Annotated in this window: 14 protein-coding genes; 5 read left to right on the forward strand and 9 right to left on the reverse strand. The window is 72.6% G+C overall.

Translation table 11 applies throughout. From position 1 onward, the window contains the following. Positions 1 to 64 precede the first annotated feature (64 nt). Complete coding sequence (gene mutL, locus VQ02_RS13450) at positions 65 to 2,089, reverse strand: DNA mismatch repair endonuclease MutL (protein WP_048444705.1); 2,025 nt, start codon at positions 2,087 to 2,089, stop codon at positions 65 to 67. Positions 2,090 to 2,164: 75 nt separating this feature from the next. Here mutL and VQ02_RS13455 point away from each other — a divergent pair, with 75 nt between their 5' ends. From VQ02_RS13455 to VQ02_RS13465, 3 genes are all read left to right on the forward strand, one after another. After that, a complete protein-coding gene (locus tag VQ02_RS13455) occupies positions 2,165 to 2,734 on the forward strand; it encodes a GNAT family N-acetyltransferase (protein WP_048444706.1) in 570 nt (189 codons plus the stop codon). Between the two features lie 189 nt (positions 2,735 to 2,923). Beyond that, positions 2,924 to 4,504, forward strand: a complete 1,581-nt coding sequence (locus tag VQ02_RS13460; protein ID WP_053080358.1) for an outer membrane beta-barrel protein — start codon at positions 2,924 to 2,926, stop codon at positions 4,502 to 4,504. A 211-nt stretch (positions 4,505 to 4,715) separates the two neighbouring features. Continuing rightward, positions 4,716 to 6,095 (forward strand): TAXI family TRAP transporter solute-binding subunit, encoded by a 1,380-nt coding sequence (locus tag VQ02_RS13465; RefSeq protein WP_048444707.1) that lies wholly within the window; start codon positions 4,716 to 4,718, stop codon positions 6,093 to 6,095. Positions 6,096 to 6,099: 4 nt separating this feature from the next. On the opposite strand, the gene VQ02_RS13470 is transcribed toward VQ02_RS13465, so the two are convergent. The 6 genes from VQ02_RS13470 to sdhC form a co-directional block, all read right to left on the reverse strand. Next, positions 6,100 to 6,720, reverse strand: coding sequence for an AprI/Inh family metalloprotease inhibitor (locus tag VQ02_RS13470; protein WP_048444708.1), 621 nt, complete (start codon positions 6,718 to 6,720; stop codon positions 6,100 to 6,102). A gap of 207 nt (positions 6,721 to 6,927) precedes the next feature. Next, positions 6,928 to 7,710: a succinate dehydrogenase iron-sulfur subunit gene (locus tag VQ02_RS13475; protein WP_048444709.1), complete on the reverse strand. Its 783-nt coding sequence runs from the start codon at positions 7,708 to 7,710 to the stop codon at positions 6,928 to 6,930. A gap of 21 nt (positions 7,711 to 7,731) precedes the next feature. After that, positions 7,732 to 8,520: a class I SAM-dependent methyltransferase gene (locus VQ02_RS13480; RefSeq protein WP_245239721.1), complete on the reverse strand. Its 789-nt coding sequence runs from the start codon at positions 8,518 to 8,520 to the stop codon at positions 7,732 to 7,734. A 70-nt stretch (positions 8,521 to 8,590) separates the two neighbouring features. Next, positions 8,591 to 10,417 (reverse strand): succinate dehydrogenase flavoprotein subunit, encoded by a 1,827-nt coding sequence (gene sdhA / locus VQ02_RS13485; protein WP_048444711.1) that lies wholly within the window; start codon positions 10,415 to 10,417, stop codon positions 8,591 to 8,593. Between the two features lie 24 nt (positions 10,418 to 10,441). Next, on the reverse strand, positions 10,442 to 10,855 hold the full coding sequence (sdhD, locus tag VQ02_RS13490) for a succinate dehydrogenase, hydrophobic membrane anchor protein (protein ID WP_048444712.1): 414 nt from the start codon (positions 10,853 to 10,855) through the stop codon (positions 10,442 to 10,444). Positions 10,856 to 10,868: 13 nt separating this feature from the next. Then, on the reverse strand, positions 10,869 to 11,288 hold the full coding sequence (sdhC, locus tag VQ02_RS13495) for a succinate dehydrogenase, cytochrome b556 subunit (protein ID WP_048444713.1): 420 nt from the start codon (positions 11,286 to 11,288) through the stop codon (positions 10,869 to 10,871). A 284-nt stretch (positions 11,289 to 11,572) separates the two neighbouring features. Here sdhC and VQ02_RS13500 point away from each other — a divergent pair, with 284 nt between their 5' ends. Continuing rightward, on the forward strand, positions 11,573 to 12,463 hold the full coding sequence (locus VQ02_RS13500) for a LysR family transcriptional regulator (RefSeq protein WP_048444714.1): 891 nt from the start codon (positions 11,573 to 11,575) through the stop codon (positions 12,461 to 12,463). Between the two features lie 149 nt (positions 12,464 to 12,612). Here the strand turns inward: VQ02_RS13500 and VQ02_RS35615 are convergent, their stop codons facing one another. Continuing rightward, positions 12,613 to 13,797, reverse strand: coding sequence for a TMEM43 family protein (locus tag VQ02_RS35615; protein ID WP_048444715.1), 1,185 nt, complete (start codon positions 13,795 to 13,797; stop codon positions 12,613 to 12,615). Positions 13,798 to 14,157: 360 nt separating this feature from the next. On the opposite strand from VQ02_RS35615, the gene mntR reads away from it, so the two are divergent. Next, on the forward strand, positions 14,158 to 14,613 hold the full coding sequence (gene mntR, locus VQ02_RS37055; RefSeq protein ID WP_048444716.1) for a manganese-binding transcriptional regulator MntR: 456 nt from the start codon (positions 14,158 to 14,160) through the stop codon (positions 14,611 to 14,613). A 75-nt stretch (positions 14,614 to 14,688) separates the two neighbouring features. On the opposite strand, the gene VQ02_RS40030 is transcribed toward mntR, so the two are convergent. Further along, a complete protein-coding gene (locus VQ02_RS40030) occupies positions 14,689 to 16,527 on the reverse strand; it encodes a Hint domain-containing protein (RefSeq protein ID WP_280818944.1) in 1,839 nt (612 codons plus the stop codon). Positions 16,528 to 16,967: the final 440 nt, after the last annotated feature.

Consider the following 16,967-nt stretch of genomic DNA (forward strand, 5'->3'; position numbering starts at 1 on the left):
TCACGGTGGTCCGCGCAGGATCGCGTCCGGCCTGTGATGCAGCCTCTCCGGAAACACTGGCAAATCAGCGTCGGCCGAACAGGCGCTCCACGTCCGAGAGCTTCAGCTCGACGTAGGTCGGGCGGCCGTGGTTGCACTGGCCGGAGAACGGCGTCGCCTCCATCTCGCGCAGGAGGGCGTTCATCTCCTCCGGGCGCAGGCGGCGGCCGGCCCGGATCGAGCCGTGGCAGCTCATCCGCGACAGGACCGCGTCGAGGCGGCGGGCGAGCGGGTCCGCCCCGCCCTCGTTGAGCGCGTCGACCACGTCGGTGAGGAGGGAGCGCAGGGCGCCGCCGGCGAGGGCCGCCGGCACCTCCCGCACCAGCACCGCGCCGTGGCCGAAGGGCTCGAGCACGAGGCCGAGATCCTGGAGCGACTCCGCGGCCTCGGCCAGCCGGTCGGCCTCCGCGGGGTCGAGCTCCACCACCTCGGGGATCAGCAGGATCTGCCGGGCGATGCCGCCCCCTGCCCGCTCGCGCTTGAGCCGCTCGTAGACCAGCCGCTCGTGGGCGGCGTGCTGGTCGACGATGACGATGCCGTCCCGGGTCTGGGCGACGATGTAGGTCTCGTGCAGCTGCGCCCGCGCCGCGCCCAGGGGATGCGCGGTCTCCTCGGGCGGCGGCGGCCGCAGGTCGGCGCTCGGCAGGGCGAGGTCGCCGGAGAAGCGCGCCTGCGCCACCTCGCCGAGGCCGCCCGGCGTAAGGCCGTTCTCAGATGCGCCCGGCGGCGGCTCGTAGGCGGCCTGCTCGGGCTCGCGGGCCTCCCAGGGCGCACGCCCGAAATCCTGCTCGAAACGCTCTGGCCTCCCGGAGCCGGCGGGCCGGGCCGGCACCGTCTCGTCGCGGCGCGCGAACAGGCTCGGCGATGCGGCCGGCCGCGCCGCGGGAGGCGCCTGTATCGGCGCGTGGGCCTGCACCGGCGTTGCCGCCGGCACTGGCACCGGCACCGGCACCGGCACCGGCATCGGCGTCGACGCCGGCCGCAGGCTCTCCAGGGTGCGGGCCGCCACCGTGGCGGAGCTGCGCCCGCCCTCCCGGCGCAGGGCCTCGTGGATGGCGCTGACGATGAGGCCGCGCACCAGGCCGGGATCGCGGAAGCGCACCTCGGTCTTGGCCGGGTGGACGTTGACGTCGACGAGGGCCGGGTCGCAGGTGAGCGCGAGCGCCAGCACCGGGTGGCGGTCGGAGGCCATCACGTCGGCATAGGCTCCCCGCACCGCCGAGAGCAGCAGCCGGTCGCGCACCGGCCGGCCGTTGACCACGAAGTGGACGTGGGTCGCCGCGGCGCGGTGGAAGGTCGGCAGGCCGACATGGCCGTCGAGGGCGAAGGCCTCGCGCTCGAGGCTCAAGGGCGCGGAGTTCTGGCCGAATTCGGGCCCCAGCACCGCCACCAGGCGGCGCAGCCAGGAGCCCGGCCCGGTCTCGGCCGGGAGGACGAGGCCGCCTGACGACGACCCCTCGGCGCTCAGGGTAAAGCGGATCTGCGGGTGGGCGACCGCGAGGCGGCGCAGGATCTCCCCCACCGCCCCGGCCTCGGCCCGGTCGGATTTGAGGAACTTCAGCCGCGCCGGCGTGGCGGCGAACAGCTCGGTCACCTCGATCCGGGTGCCGGTCTGGCTCGCCGCCGGCCGCACCGGGCCCTTGTGGCCGGCATCGACCACGATCGAGTGGCCGGTCTCGGCGCCCGGCACCCGCGAGGTGATGGCGAGGCGCGCCACTGCGCCGATCGAGGGCAGCGCCTCGCCGCGGAACCCCAAAGTGTCGATGCGGTCGAGGTCGCCGTCCGGCAGCTTCGAGGTGGCGTGGCGCTCGACCGCGAGGGCGAGGTCCTCAGGCCCCATGCCGCCGCCGTCATCGACCACCCGGATCAGCTTGCGCCCGCCGGCCGCGATCGTCACCGCGATGCTGGTCGCGCCCGCATCGACGGCGTTCTCGACCAGCTCCTTGACGGCCGAGGCCGGCCGCTCGACCACCTCGCCGGCGGCGATGCGGTCGACGAGCACCGGGTCGAGGCGGCGGACCGGCGGGCGTCCGGGGGGTGAATGGGCCATGACCGGAATATAAGGAGTTCCGGCCCGGGCCAGAAGGTGCGGGCCCGGGCGTTTCCACCGGAGGGATGCGGCGTGATGGCGGAGCGGGACGACGGGTTCGAGGGTGGCGTCGGCGAGGACGGCGTGGTCCTGCGCCCCTGCACGGACGAGGACCTCGCGGCGGTGACGGCGATCTACGCCCACGCGGTCGCCACCGGCCGGGCCTCGTTCGAGCTCGCGCCGCCGGGCGAGGCCGAGATGCGCCAGCGCCGCGCGGCGCTCGTCGCCGGCGGCTATCCCTACCTCGTGGCCGAGCGGGACGGCGCGGTCGTCGCCTACGCCTATGCGGGGCCCTACCGGACCCGGCCGGCCTACCGCAACACCGTGGAGACGTCGGTCTACGTCAGTCCCGACATGGCCGGGCGCGGCCTCGGCCGGCGCCTCCTCGAGCGGCTGATCGCGGAGGCCACGGCCTCGGGCTTCCGCCAGATGGTGGCGGTGATCGGGGATTCGGACAACGCCGCCTCGATCGGCCTCCACGCCGCCCTTGGCTTCCACCACGTCGGGGTGCTGCGCGCCGTCGGCTGGAAGCACGGCACCTGGCTCGACACCGTGCTGATGCAGCGCGCCCTCGGCCCCGGGGACGGCGTCCCGCCGGCCGGGTGACGGGGCGCCGGAGCCCGGCGCGACGCCGGCTCCCGCGGCGCGGCGCGACCGCCGGGGGCTCGCCCGGAGATCGGACGAGAGGCTCTTTCCCGGCGGCAGTTACGGGGGCTTAACCCTGTCGGTTGTAACGCTCTTAACCATGATGGTCCGGCGCCCCGACGGGCCCGGGTGGAGCGGAGCGGCAGGCCCGTGGCGGACGAGCGGCGAACACGCGCAAGCGCCTGCCTGGGCGTCCCGGTCCCTGTCCTGATCCCGGCTCTCGCCCTCGCCGCGTTCCTCGCCGCGGGGCCGGCCCTGGCCCAGGCGACGGATCCGGCCCTCGCCGGTCCGCTGCCGGGCGGCCAGGATCCCGACACCTTCGCGCTGCGGGGGGCCAATCCGGCGCTCCCGCGGGTCGTTCCCCGGAACGGCGCCCGCCCGCCGGCCGGCCAGGCCTCCCGGTCCGGCGCCCGGCCGCGCACGCCGCCGCAGCGGCAGACGCGCCAGCCCACCACTGCCCTCACCCGGCAAGCGACCCAGCAAGGCCTGAGCGACGAGCTGCGCCTGCGCCCGACCGTGCAGATCCCGGTCTCGGGCCTGCCCGACATCGCCGCGGCGGGGGTGCCGCTGCTGCGCCGCCGGCCGATCGACCCCCTCGACCCCTACGCGCCGCTCGGCATCCGGATCGGCGGCCTCACCCTGTTCCCGGCCCTGCAGCAGAGCGTCGGCTACGACACCAACCCCGACCGCTCGCTCCTCCGGCGCGGCTCGCTCGCCCTGCGCAGCCAGGGCGAGCTGCGCGTCGAGAGCGACTGGTCGGTCCACGCGCTCACCGGCGAGCTGCGCGGCGGCTACTTCACCTACCCGGACAACCGCAACGCCAACCGCCCGGACGGCGACGGCGCGATGCGCCTGCGCCTCGACGTCGCCCGCGACACCCAGGTCAACGTCGAGGGCCGCTACGCGATCTCGACCCAGCGCGCCGGCAGCCCGGACCTCAACGCCCAGGTCCGCGACCGGCCGCTCGTCACGACCTATGGCGGCACCGTCGGGGTGACGCAGAGCTTCAACCGGCTCCAGGTCACGGTGGCGGGCCTCGTCGACCGCCAGACCTTCGAGAACGCCGAGCTCGCCGACGGCTCGTTCCTGCGCCAGGACGACCGCAACGCCAACCAGTTCGGCCTGCGCCTGCGCACCGGCTACGAGATCCGGCCCGGCTTCACGCCCTTCGTCGACACCCTGGTCGACACGCGGGTCCACGACTTCGCGGTCGACCAGTTCGGCCTGCGTCGCGATTCCGACGGCATCACCGTGAAGGGCGGCACCAGCTTCGAGTTCAGCCGCCTGCTCATCGGCGAGGTCTCGGGCGGCTACCTGTCGCGCCGCTACGCCGACAGCCGCCTGCGCGACATCACCGGCCCCGTGGTCGACGGCGCGGTCACCTGGATCGCGACCCCCCTCACCTCGGTCCGGCTCGCCGCCTCGACCGGCGTCATCGAGACCATCGTCCCGGGGGCGAGCGGCATCCTCACCCGCACCGCCACGGCCGAGATCACCCACGACCTGCGCCGCAACCTGCGCCTGACCCTGACCGGCACCCTCATCAGCAACGACTACCAGGGCATCAGCATCCGCGACCAGGGCTACAGCGCCGGCGTCCGGCTCGACTACCGCCTCAACCGCTGGCTGGGCTTCCGCGCGAGCTATGCCCGCGAGTTGCTGCGCAGCACCGCGGTCGGGTCGAGCTACCACTCCGACACGTACCTGGTGGGGGTGCGGGTCAACCCGTGATGCCCGCGCGCTCTTGCAGCGACGCGTCGATGCGAGCGCGTCCGGCGCACGGTCACCGGCTGGACTGCCATACCGGCACCCGTTCGCTCGACGGCGCGGCGGTATAAGCCGCCCCGCGACACGCGCGCCGCGCAACCCGGACCGTCCTGCCGCCGTTGCTGTCGATCGGGGCCGCGAGGCCCCGCCCCTCGAGGGAGCGTCCGCCCGCGCGATGTCGATCCGGCCCGAGCGCATCTTCCTGGTCACCACGCTGGTGCTGACCGCCGCCGCGGCGGTCGCGCTCTACCTGCTGCAGGCGACCACGCTGACCATCGCGGTGGCGCCCAAGGACGGCACGGAGCCGGCGCTGATCCGCGCCTATGCCGAGGCCCTGAAGAGCGCCCACAAGGGCGTGCGCCTCAAGATCCTGCCGTTCGACGACGTGCGCGAGAGCGCCAAGGCCCTGGAGCAGGGCGAGGCCGACCTCGCGGTGGTGCGGCCGGACGTCGACCTGCCGGCGAACGGCCTGACGCTCGCGATCCTGCGCGACCAGGCGATGCTGATCGCCTCGCCGGCGCCGTCGGGCATCACCAGCTTTCCGGCGCTCGCCCGCAAGCGCCTCGGCATCGTGGCCCACCGCGACGCCGACCTGTGGCTGCTCAAGAGCCTGATGGCCTATTACGGCCTCACCCTGCAGGAGGGCGACGCTGCGGCCGGGCCCGTCCCCGCCGGCCAGGTGCGCCTGGTGCCGGTGGCGGAGGACGACCTCGCGCGCGCCTTCGCCGAGAAGCGCATCGACGCGATGGTGGCGGTGATCGCGCCCGCCGCACCCACGGCTTTGCGCCTCGTCGGCATCGTCCAGGCGGCGAGCCGGACCCGCAAGGTCGATTTCGTCGGCGTCGAGGACGGGCCGGCGATCATCGAGCGCCTGCCCCGGCTCCAGGCCGTGACGGTGCCGGCGGGGCTGTTCGGCGGCAGCCCGAAGGTGCCGGAGGAGGAGGTGAAGACCGTCGGGGCCTCGTACCGGCTGATGGCCAAGGCCTCGATGAGCCGCACCGTGGCGGCCGACGTCACCCAGCACCTGTTCGAGCTGCGCTCGCGCCTCTCCGACGCGACGCCGGCGGCCGACTACGTCGCCGCACCCGCCTACGAGACCACCGCCGAGGCGACGAGCGCGCGCCTGCCGATCCATCCCGGCGCCATCGACTATTACGAGCGCGAGCAGCAGGGCTTCATCGAGCGCTACGGCGACTGGATCTACCTGCTGGCGGTGCTCGGCGGCGGCCTCGGCTCGGCGCTTGCCTGGCTGCGCCAGCGCCTGCGGCGCCTGCGGCGCGAGCGCATCGACGTGGTGATGGACCGCCTGCTCGAGATCCTGGCCGAGGCCCGCCGGGCGGACGCGGCCGGCCTCGACCGGCTGACCGGCGAGGTCGACGCGCTCGCCGCCGACGTGGTGCGCTACACCCGCGAGCGCGAGACCGACACCCGCACGATGGCGGCGGTGATGATCGCGATCGAGACCGCCCGCTCCACCATCGCCGATTGCCGCCGACTCGCCGGCGAGGAGGTTCCTCCACGCCGGTCGGCCTTCCGGCTCACCGCCGCGGAGTAGATCCTCAGCGCACCATCGCGAGCGGTGCGCCGGACTTCGACAGGGCGCCGTCCATCGCCCCGCCCGCCGGGCGCAGGCGCGCCGCCACGGTGCCGCCGGGCTGGTAGAGGTAGACCTCGCCGTCGCGGTAGTCCCAGGCCGTGACCTTGGCGAGGTCCTTGTTGGTGCAGCCGGCCGAGGAGGCCTTGTAGAGGTCGAGGGCCGGCGTGCTCGCCAGGGTGACGCGGCAGCTCGCGCCGGCGGCGTCCTTGGCGGTCCAGCTGCCGACCACCGCCGAACGCCCGCCGCTCGCGACCACCGGCGCCGCGGGCGGCGCGATCGCTGCCTGCTGCTGCACCGGCGGCGGGCTCGCTTCCGCGACGATCGGCCCGCCCGGATTGGCCACCACCGGCCCCGAGGGCGCCGCCGCGGCGCCCGGGGGCGGGGCCAGCGGCTCCGAGGTCACCGGCCCGGAGGACAGGCCGGGGCCGAGATCCGGCTCCTCCGGCGGCAGCGGCCGGGCCGGGCGGCCGGCCGGACGCGTCGGGGCGCTCAAGCCCGCGGTGTCGAAGCGCGACGAGGAGCAGGCGCCGGCGCTCGCGGCGAGGGCCAGGGCGGCGACGGTGCAGAGGATCTGACGCGGCATCGAGGGGTCCTGCGAGGAAGTCCTGATCAGGCGGCCCGGCCCGGGCAGGCGGCGGCCATTTCGAGAGATCGTTCGTTCCCGGCAAATACGATCCCGCGAAGGCGCGTGCAGGGCTTTCCCCAACGACAAAGGCGCCCGAAGGCGCCTTTTCGAGGGGGTGTGGCCGAGGGGACCCAGTCGGCCGCACCAGGGGGGACGCGCGGCGGATCAGACCTCCCGCGCGATCATCATCTTCTTGATCTCGGCGATCGCCTTGGCCGGGTTCAGGCCCTTCGGGCAGGTGTTGGCGCAGTTCATGATGGTGTGGCAGCGGTAGAGCCGGAACGGGTCGTGCAGCCCGTCGAGGCGCTCGCCGGTGTTCTCGTCGCGGCTGTCGATCAGCCAGCGATAGGCCTGGAGCAGGGCCGCCGGGCCGAGGAAGCGGTCGCCGTTCCACCAGTAGCTCGGGCACGAGGTGGTGCAGCAGGCGCACAGGATGCACTCGTAGAGCCCGTCGAGGCGCGCCCGGTCCTCAGGCGTCTGGCGCCACTCCTTCTCGGGCGACGGGGTCTCGGTCTGCAGCCAGGGCTCGATCGCCGCGTGCTGGGCGAAGAACGAGGTCAGGTCGGGGACCAGGTCCTTCAGCACCGGCATGTGCGGAAGGGGGTAGATCTTGATCTGGCCGGACTTGCAGTCGTCGATGCCGAGCGTGCAGGCCAGGGTGTTCTGCCCCATGATGTTCATGGCGCAGGAGCCGCAGATGCCCTCGCGGCACGAGCGCCGGAAGGTCAGGGTCGCGTCGACCTTGTTCTTGATCCACAGGAGCGCGTCGAGGACCATCGGGCCGCAATCGTCGCGGTCGACGTAGTAGGTGTCGATCCGCGGGTTGGCGCCGTCGTCCTGGTTCCAGCGGTAGATCCGGAACTCCTGCAGGTTCTTGGCTCCGGCCGGCTTCGGCCAGGTCTTGCCCTCGGTGTACTGCGAGTTCTTGGGAAGGTTGAACTGGGCCATGGTTATGCGAGGCTCCGGAACTCAGAAGATGGTGCGGCGGCCGACGGTGCAATGCGTCGCCCTGGTCTTGCGACGCTTCTCGAACACCACGATGCCGTCGTGAAAGGAGATGCCCTGCGTCATCGCCGCGAAAGCGGTGTCCTGAGCAAGAGGATCGTCCTCGACGATGTAGTCGGCGTGAAGCCGGTCGAGCAGGCCTTTGGCGTACTCCATGAAGGTGCCCGGCCGCCGCAGGCCGCCGCCGAGGTCAGGCCAGTACGAGGCGTGCACATCCTCGACGATGTAGATCCCGTTCTCTGCCAGCCGGGGATAAAGGTGCTCGAAGGTCGCGATCTGGTGAGGACTCGAATGGCTCGCGTCATCGATCACGACGTCGAGGCCGCCCATCTCCGAGACGACCCTGTCGAGCAGCGCTTTGTCGGTTTGATCCCCGACATGCACCCGCAGATCCAGATCGTCGATTGACGCGCAGGCTGGATTGATGTCGAGGCCGTGAATCCGGGCCCTATCGCCGAAGTAGCGGCGCCAGACCTGCAGCGAGCCGCCCTGAAACACTCCCAGCTCGAGAAAGCGAACCGGCGTGCCTCGGTAGCGCGCCAAGTGCTGGTCATAGATTTCCAGATAGTGCTGCCACTTATGCGCCAGACGATCGGAATGCTCGTAGAATATGGCGGCCAGTGGATTGGTGGCTCTTGCCGCTTCTGCCTGCCCGTCGACCGGGACTTGGCGGCTGATCACGATGTCATGCCAGTCACGGACCACTGCTGGCCCGGGGGCTGACGCGGGGGCCGCGCGACGCCAGAATTTCATCACTGTCAGGATCTCCCGTACCCCACCGCGGCCCCCGAGGAGTGAGCCGCGGCGTTGTCGGTACGTCGCTTCAGTACACGCGCGCCTTCGGCTCGATATACGCGATGTCGTTCGACATCGTGTAGGTGTGGACCGGCCGGTAATCGATCGCGACCTTGCGGGCGTCGGGGTCGAGCCAGGCCAGGGTGTGCTTCATCCACTGCTTGTCGTCGCGGTCCGGGAAGTCCTCGCGGGCGTGAGCGCCGCGCGACTCCGTCCGGTTGGCGGCGGACTCCATGGTGACGACGGCCTGGCCGATCAGGTTGTCGAACTCCAGGGTCTCCAGGAGGTCGGTGTTCCAGACCAGCGAGCGGTCGGTGACCTTCACGTCCTCGGCGCCGGCCCAGACCTTGTGGATCAGGCCCTTGCCCTCCTCCAGCACCTCGCCGGTGCGGAACACGGCGCAGTTGTTCTGCATCGTCTTCTGCATCTCGAGGCGCAGCTCCGCCGTCGGCGTGCCGCCATTGGCGTAGCGGAAGCGGTCGAGGCGGCCGAGCGCCTTGTCGGCGGAGTCCTTCGGCAGCTCCGGCAGGCGGCCGCCCTTCTCCACCGTCTCGGCGCAGCGCAGGCCGGCGGCGCGGCCGAACACCACGAGGTCGATGAGCGAGTTCGAGCCGAGGCGATTGGCGCCGTGGACCGAGACGCAGGCCGCCTCGCCGATCGCCATCAGGCCCGGCACCACGTGGTCGGGGTTGCCGTCCTTCAGCGTCAGCACCTCGCCGTGGTAGTTCGTCGGGATGCCGCCCATGTTGTAGTGCACGGTCGGGATGACCGGGATCGGCTCCTTGGTCACGTCGACGCCGGCGAAGATCTTCGCGCTCTCCGAGATGCCGGGCAGGCGCTCGTGCAGGATCTTCGGGTCGAGGTGGTCGAGGTGCAGGAAGATGTGGTCCTTGTTCTTGCCGACGCCGCGGCCGGCGCGGATCTCCATGGTCATGGAGCGGGAGACCACGTCGCGCGAGGCGAGGTCCTTCGCCGAGGGGGCGTAGCGCTCCATGAAGCGCTCACCCTCGGAGTTCGTCAGGTAGCCGCCCTCGCCGCGCGAGCCTTCCGTGATGAGGCAGCCGGCGCCGTAGATGCCTGTCGGGTGGAACTGGACGAACTCCATGTCCTCGAGCGCCAGGCCCGCCCGCAGCACCATCGCGTTGCCGTCGCCGGTGCAGGTGTGCGCCGAGGTCGCCGAGAAGTAGGCCCGGCCGTAGCCGCCGGTGGCGAGCACCGTCATGGCGGCGCGGAAGCGGTGGATCTCGCCGGTCGACTGGTCGATGGCGATCACGCCGCGGCAGCGGCCCTCCTCGTCCATGATCAGGTCGAGGGCGAAGTACTCGATGAAGAAGTTGGTCTGCGCCTTCACGGCCTGGCCGTAGAGGGTGTGCAGCATGGCGTGGCCGGTGCGGTCGGCCGCCGCGCAGGTGCGCTGGGCGGTGCCCTTGCCGTAATCGGTCGTCATGCCGCCGAACGGGCGCTGGTAGATCTTGCCCTCGGCGGTGCGCGAGAACGGCACGCCCCAGTGCTCGAGCTCGTAGACCGCGGCGGGAGCGTTGCGCACGAGGTACTCGATCGCGTCCTGGTCGCCGAGCCAGTCCGACCCCTTCACGGTGTCGTACATGTGCCAGCGCCAGTCGTCCGGGCCCATGTTGCCGAGCGAGGCCGAGATGCCGCCCTGCGCCGCCACGGTGTGCGAGCGGGTCGGGAACACCTTGGTGATGCAGGCGGTGCGCAGGCCCGCCTGCGAGCAGCCGACCGTGGCGCGAAGGCCCGCGCCGCCGGCGCCGACGATCACGACGTCGAAGGTGTGGTCGATGATGGTGTACGCCTTGCCGTTCTGGGCCGGCGCGGCGGAAGCGGTGGAGGCCATGGCGGGATTCCTGAGAGGCTGGCGTTACGCGAGGGCCCGCAGGCTCACGCGCACGATGGCGTAGAGGCAGGCGACCGCGACGACGACGCAGTAGAAGTTGTTGGCGATCACCGCGGCGATCTTCAGGCCCTTGTCGTGGACGTAGTCCTCGATGACGATCTGCAGGCCCATCCGCATGTGGTTGGTGACCGAGAGGACGCCAAGGATCAGAAGGATCGCCACCAGCGGGTGCGACACCAGGGCGACCGCCTCCGGATAGGGCCGGCCGGCCATCAGGGCGACGATCACCACGAAGGCGAGGACGAGGGGCACGTTCGAGACCGCGGTGACGCGGTGCAGCCACCACTCGCGGGTGCCGTGATGGGCCGCGCCCAGGCCCTTGGTGCGGGCGAGCGGCGTGCGGATCGAGGGGCGGATGTCGGGGCGGTTGTCGACCATCGGTATCGTGTCCTCAGCGGGCCAGCAGGGCGACGAACCAGATCAGCACCGTCAGCGCGACCGAGCCCACGAGGGTGTAGCGGGCCATCGCGATGCGGGTGCCGGGCTCCATGCCGTGGCCGAAATCCCAGACCAGGTGGCGGATGCCGCCGAGCATGTGGTGCAGCAGGATCCAGGTGTAGACGAACAGGATCAGCCGCCCGAGGATCGAGCCGAAGAACCACGCGACCGGGCCGTAGACGCCGGGGCCGGCGGCGAGCGCGACGAGCCAGAGCGCGAGCAGGGCCGTGCCGCCGTAGAGCGCGACGCCGGTGATGCGGTGCGCCACCGACATCGCCATGGTCCAGGTCCAGCGGTAGATCTGGAGGTGGGGCGAGAGCGGTCGGACGACCGGTCTGCCGGCGGGGTTCTGGGGCCTTGCGGTGTCCGCCATCGTGATCCTCGGGTATCCCTGGTCTGTACCGGCTCTAAACTGGGTCACCTACCGGCTCCGCCGCGCGAGCGCAACGGGACCGCCAGTCCGCGCCGAGTGACACAGACACGTTCCTGTTTCCTTGGAACGCGTCCAATTCGCAATGCGGTTCTCATTGACCCAGGCTTCGCTATCCGCGAAGGCTCTTTCCGCCTCTAGCCATCATGGGCCGGCGGGATCTACCTTCGCGGCCGGCGAAACGATCGGCCGGCAGCACGCCTCGGCCCGCCCCGGGAGGCGCCGCCATGCACTTCGACCTCGTCGACCTCAGCCTGTTCCGCCACGTGGTCGAGGCGGGCTCGATCACCCACGGGGCGAACCGGGCGAACCTGGCGCTCGCCGCGGCGAGCCACCGCATCCGCAGCATGGAGGCCTCCCTCGGCGCCGCCCTCCTCACCCGGGCGCGCCTCGGCGTCACGCCGACGCCGGCCGGGCGCACCCTGCTCGCCCATGCCCGCCAGATCCTCTCGGGCGTCGAGCGCCTGCAGGGGGACCTGGCCGCCTTCGCGGGCGGCGCGGCGGGGCAGATCCGCGTCCTGTCGAACACCAACGCGCTGACCGAGTTCCTGCCCGAGGTGCTCTCGGCCTACCTCGCCCTGCACCCGGGGGTGAGCGTCGACATCGAGGAGCGGCTCTCGGACGAGATCGTCGGCCTCGTGGCCGAGGGCGCGGCGGATCTCGGCCTCGTCGCCGGCACCGTCGAGACCGGCAGCCTGCAGACCTACCCGTTCCGCCGCGACCGCTTCGTCCTGGTGGTGGCGACGGGCCATCCCCTCGCCGCGCGGGCGTCGGTGCCGTTCGTCGAGGTGCTCGGCCACGACCTCGTCGGGCTCGACCGGGCGAGCGCGCTCACCCGCTTCCTCGCCGGCAAGGCCGGCCGCAGCGGCCAGCCCCTGCGCCTGCGGGTGCAGCTGCGCGGCTTCGACGCGGTGTGCCGCCTGGTCGAGTGCCGGGTCGGCCTCGGCATCGTGCCCGAGACCACCGCCCGCCGGGCCGCCCGCACCATGGCGATCGCCATCGTGGCCCTCGAGGATTCCTGGGCGGTGCGCGACCTGACGATCTGCCTGCGCGACCTCGCCGCCCTGCCTCCCTTCGCCCAGGACTTCGTCGCCCACCTGCGGGCGCCGGGCGAGTGACGCGGGCGCCCCGCGGGGCGGGTTCGCCTTGCTCCAGGCCACCCCGGACGGGGCATTGCCCTGAGGACCGCCGTCCCGGGCGCCGGCCGCGATGGAATGCGGGAGCATGATCGTGCTCCCGTTGGGGAACGGCGGCCGTGCGGGCGCGGTCAGGCGGGGACGGCCCGGGGGCGGCGGTGCAGCCCGAGGAGAAGTGCGGCGGACAGCACCGCTCCCGCCGCGATCGCGGCGGCGACGAGCGGCCGGTGGGCGATCCAGGCGGCACCGATCACCGCCGGGCCGACCAGCGCCGTCGCGGCGAGGGCCACCACGGCGGTCACCCCGGAGAGGAGCGGGCCGAGGAGCGGGACGAGGCGCGCCAGCACGTTGACCGGCGCGAACAGCCCGGAGAAGCCGAGGAACAGGAACAGCAGGCCGAGACCGCGCAGGAGCCAGGTCCGGAGCCGGTTGTCCGCTTGGCCGCGGGCGACCAGGGCCTCGGCCGGGTGCGTGCCGAGGGCGGCCAGCAGCACCTCCGCACCGCCCGCGGCCCGGTACGGCGCGAGGCCGCCGGCCTCCTGGCGGCCCAGGAACGAGGCCGGCCCCTCCGGCGCCTGCGTGTAGGTGACGCGCAGGTCGCCGACCCGCGGCGCCTCGGGGCCGGCGCCGACGTGGTAGGCGCCCGCGCTCAGCCGCACCGGGCGGCCCAGGGCCTGCCGCAGGGCGCCAGCGCCGGCCTCGTCCGGCGGCAGGACGGCCTGCGCCGGCAGGCGCTCCGTCGCGGCGGCTCCCACCGGCACGGCGTCGACGCGGGCATCGGCCGCCCCGAAGCTGCGGGATCGAAGCAGGAAGGGCGGGTTGTCGTGGCCTGCGACGCGGAAGCGAGCGGACTCGATCGGCTGCTCGGACCATTCGCGCCGGTAGACGAACCGGCGCTCCGACCCGGAGCCCTGCTCGCTCTCGCGCCACTGGTACATCTCGACCTTCCGGGCGAGGGCGAGCCCGCGGGAGCGCAAGCCGACCTCGGTGTCGGCGGCCCCGGTCGCGCTCGTGGCCGGGCCGGTGAGATGAACCGGCATCCCGTCGAGGGCGGGGTCGCGGCGGTCGGTCGGCACGGTGCGCACCAGGGCTCCGGCCTCCGCCAGTGAGCGGGCGACGCGCACGGCGTGGCCCTCGTTCCACATGAGGCCGAGACAGGCGAGCGGCACCAGGAGAAGACCGGCCACCAGCGACCCGATGCTGCCGGACAGCCGCTCCGCCAGACCCTGGGGCGCGGCGACCGCATGGTCGGCCTCGTCGGGTTCCGGTGCCGGCAGGGGTATTGCGCCGTCGTTGCGGCCGGGCCCTTGATCCATCGCTTCCTCCAGCGCGGGAAGTCTCGACAGGCTGAGAGGATCCCGGCCTGCGCGCATGAGGTCGCCAGGGGCTCGTCTCGACGAAGTCGAGATCAAATCCATCGCAGGGCATGTGAAAAAAATCAAGCGCCTTGAGCATCGCTCGATTGTGGACCGATCGCGCGACGCTCCGGCCTCGACTTGCCCTGGCATGCCCGGCCTTCGTCTCTCCTTGCGGGTGGGTCGAAAGCGAGGTGCCGGCATTCCCGCCGGGCCCCGGGGGGGTCCAGGGGCCACCCTCTGCACACCCGGCCCGTCCTCGGGTAAGAGGTCGGATCCGATGGCGGCCCACACCTTCCCGAGGCGGCAGAAGCGAACTCCATGCAGGACCACGACCTCCCGCCCGAGCCCGTTCTCGTCGACGCCGAGGCCCATTCCGCGGGCTTCCGGCAGGTCCGTGAGGCGCGCCGGCTCGAGCTGGTCGAGGATTACGTCGAGCTGATCGCCGACCTGATCGGCGACGGCGGCGAGGCGCGGCAGGTCGACATCGCAGCCCGCCTCGGCGTCGCCCAGCCGACGGTGGCCAAGATGCTCAAGCGCCTGGCCGAGGACGGGCTGGTGCAGCAGCGGCCCTACCGGGGCGTCTTCCTCACCGAGGCCGGCCGGGCGCTCGCCGCGGAGGCGCGGGAGCGCCACCGCATCGTCGAGTCGTTCCTGCTCGCCCTCGGCGTCAGCCCGGACGTGGCGCGCTGCGATGCGGAGGGCATCGAGCACCACGTCAGCCGCGAGACCCTGGACGCCTTCCGCCGCTTCACCGCCGGGCGGACCGGCACCTGACGGCCCGCGCGCTCCCCGAGGCCGCCCCGCGGTCCTGAGGGTTTCGCGCCGTCTTGTCCGAGGGCGGGCCCGGGTTCAGGCGGTGACCCAGTCGAAGGTCTCCGCCTCCGTCCAGGCGCAGGCCTCGGCGAGGTCGGCGGCGAACACCGCGTCCAGGCGCCGCCGCTCGGCCTCGACCACCGGCCCCTCCACCGCCACCGGCCGGCAGCGGCCCGGCGCCTGCGCCGGCACGAATTCGGGGTCGTGCAGCCGCGCGTCCGAGCCGGCGAACCACGGCCGCGAGCCGAGGTCGAGGTAGCTCTCGGCCGGCAGGCCCTCGGCGAGCAGGATGTCGTAAGCGTCGAGCTCGACGTGCCAGTAGGTGACCGCGGTGGCCGGCTCGCGGGCGATGGTGGTGCCGTTGATCAGGCACATCGCCGGCACCAGCACGCCGCCAGCGCCGTCCGCCCCGGCGCCGACGAGCACCGGGTGGCCCGGCGAGAGACGCAGGTCGCGGGCGGGCAGGCCTTGCCCGAAGGCGCCGGCGCGGATGCGGACCGGGCCCTGGTTGAAGGGCAGCGCGCGGCCGGTGCCGTCGAGGGTACGCGAGCCGATCCAGCGGATCGGGCGGGAGCCGCCGCCCACCGTCACGGCGAGGTCGCCGACGCGGAGATCCTCGACCACGACGTCGCCGCGGGCGGTGCGGATGCGGGTGCCGGTGGCGAAGCAGATCACGTCGGCGACGAAGATGTCGCCGACGTTGTTGGTGTCGCCGGGCACGAGGTTGGTGGCGCCGCTCGAGAAGGCGACGCGGCTGCCGTCGGACGACAAGGTGGGTTGGCTGCTGGCGGCGTTGCCCTGGGTGCCGGCGGCAGCGGTGGAGACGCGGGTGAGGGTGCCGGTGGTCAGGTCCTTCACGAACACGTCGGAGACGATGTTGGTGTCGCCGGGCACGAGGTTGCCGGCGCGGCTGGTGAAGGTGACCTTGGTCCCGTCGGCCGAGATCCGGGCGCTTCCGGACTCGGCGTTGCCCTGGGTGCCGTCGGTGCCGGTGGAGACGCGGGTGATGGCGCCGGTGGTCAGGTTCTTGACGAAGACGTCGGCCCGGCCGTTGGTGTCGCCGGCGACGAGGTTGCTGGCGCTGCTGGTGAACGCCACGAGATTGCCGTCGCGCGAGAGCGAGGCGCTGGTGCTGGCGCCGTTGCCCTGGGTGCCGTCGGCGGCGGTGGAGGCGTTGACGATCGCGCCGGTGGTCAGGTTCCTGACGAAGATGTCGGAGGTGCCGTTGGCGTCGCCGGCCACGAGGTTGCTGGCGTCGCTCTGGAAGGCGACGCGGCTGCCGTCGCCGGCCATCGACGCGACGTTGCTGTCGCCGTTGCCTTGGGTGCCGTCGGCGGCGGTCGAGGCGCGAACGATCGCGCCGGTCGCGACGTTCTTGACGAAGATGTCGAGGGCCGCGTTCGTGTCGTTCGCGACGAGGTTCGTGGCCTGGCTCGTGAACGCGACCAGACCCCCGTCGCCCGAGATCGACGGAGTGGCACCGCTGCTGGCATTGCCCTGGGTGCCGTCCGCGGCGGCCGAGACGATGGAGATGTCTCCGTTCGTCAGGCTCTTGACCGCGATCTGCGTGGTGGTCGTGTCGTCGACGAGCTCGCCTCCGTTGGTCGCGAAGGCCACGGCGCTGCCGTCCGCCGCTAGCGACGCGGCCAAGGCGAAGCCGGTCAGGGGCTGGCCGCCGGTGGTGCTCGAAGCCCGGACGATCTCGCCGGTGGTCACGTTCTTGACGTAGACGCCGGAGGCTCCGGTGGGGACCGCGAGATTGGTCGCGCTGCTGCTGAACGCAACGAAGGTGCCGTCGCCCGAGAGGGAGGCGCCGCCGCTCCCGCCGTTGCCCTCGACCCCGTTCGCATCCGTCGAAGCGCGCGTGATAGCCATCGGATGTACCTCTTCAGCGAGACGCGACTGTCGCCGGTCCGGACATGACGGTTGATCGGGCCTGGATCCTCGGAGCGGCGGTCGGATGATCGCCGGCGATCCTGATTGTCGTCTGAGATGTCTCAGAGCCTGTTCGGCGTGAACGGCGGACGCTGGGACCCTCCATCGTCAGTTCGGGGCCGCGAGAACGCAGCCCGAAATGACGCGGAGGGTGTCATACCCTCGCGCCTTCGCATCGACACGTCGATGCGAAGGCGTCCGGCGCATCAGCGCCGGCACCCGTTCGGGCTTGCCTTGCGCCTCCGAACGGGTCCGTTCGAAGGCGCGGCGGTATCAAGGCTGTCCCGAGTCCCCCCAGCAGCTCCCGCAGCACCGCCGGCATCAGCTCCGGCAGGTCCTCCGAGATCAGGCCCGGCCCGTGCCGGCGAGCCGCGGGGGAG

It is taken from the genome of Methylobacterium variabile (assembly GCF_001043975.1).
GTDB classification, from domain to species: domain Bacteria; phylum Pseudomonadota; class Alphaproteobacteria; order Rhizobiales; family Beijerinckiaceae; genus Methylobacterium; species Methylobacterium variabile.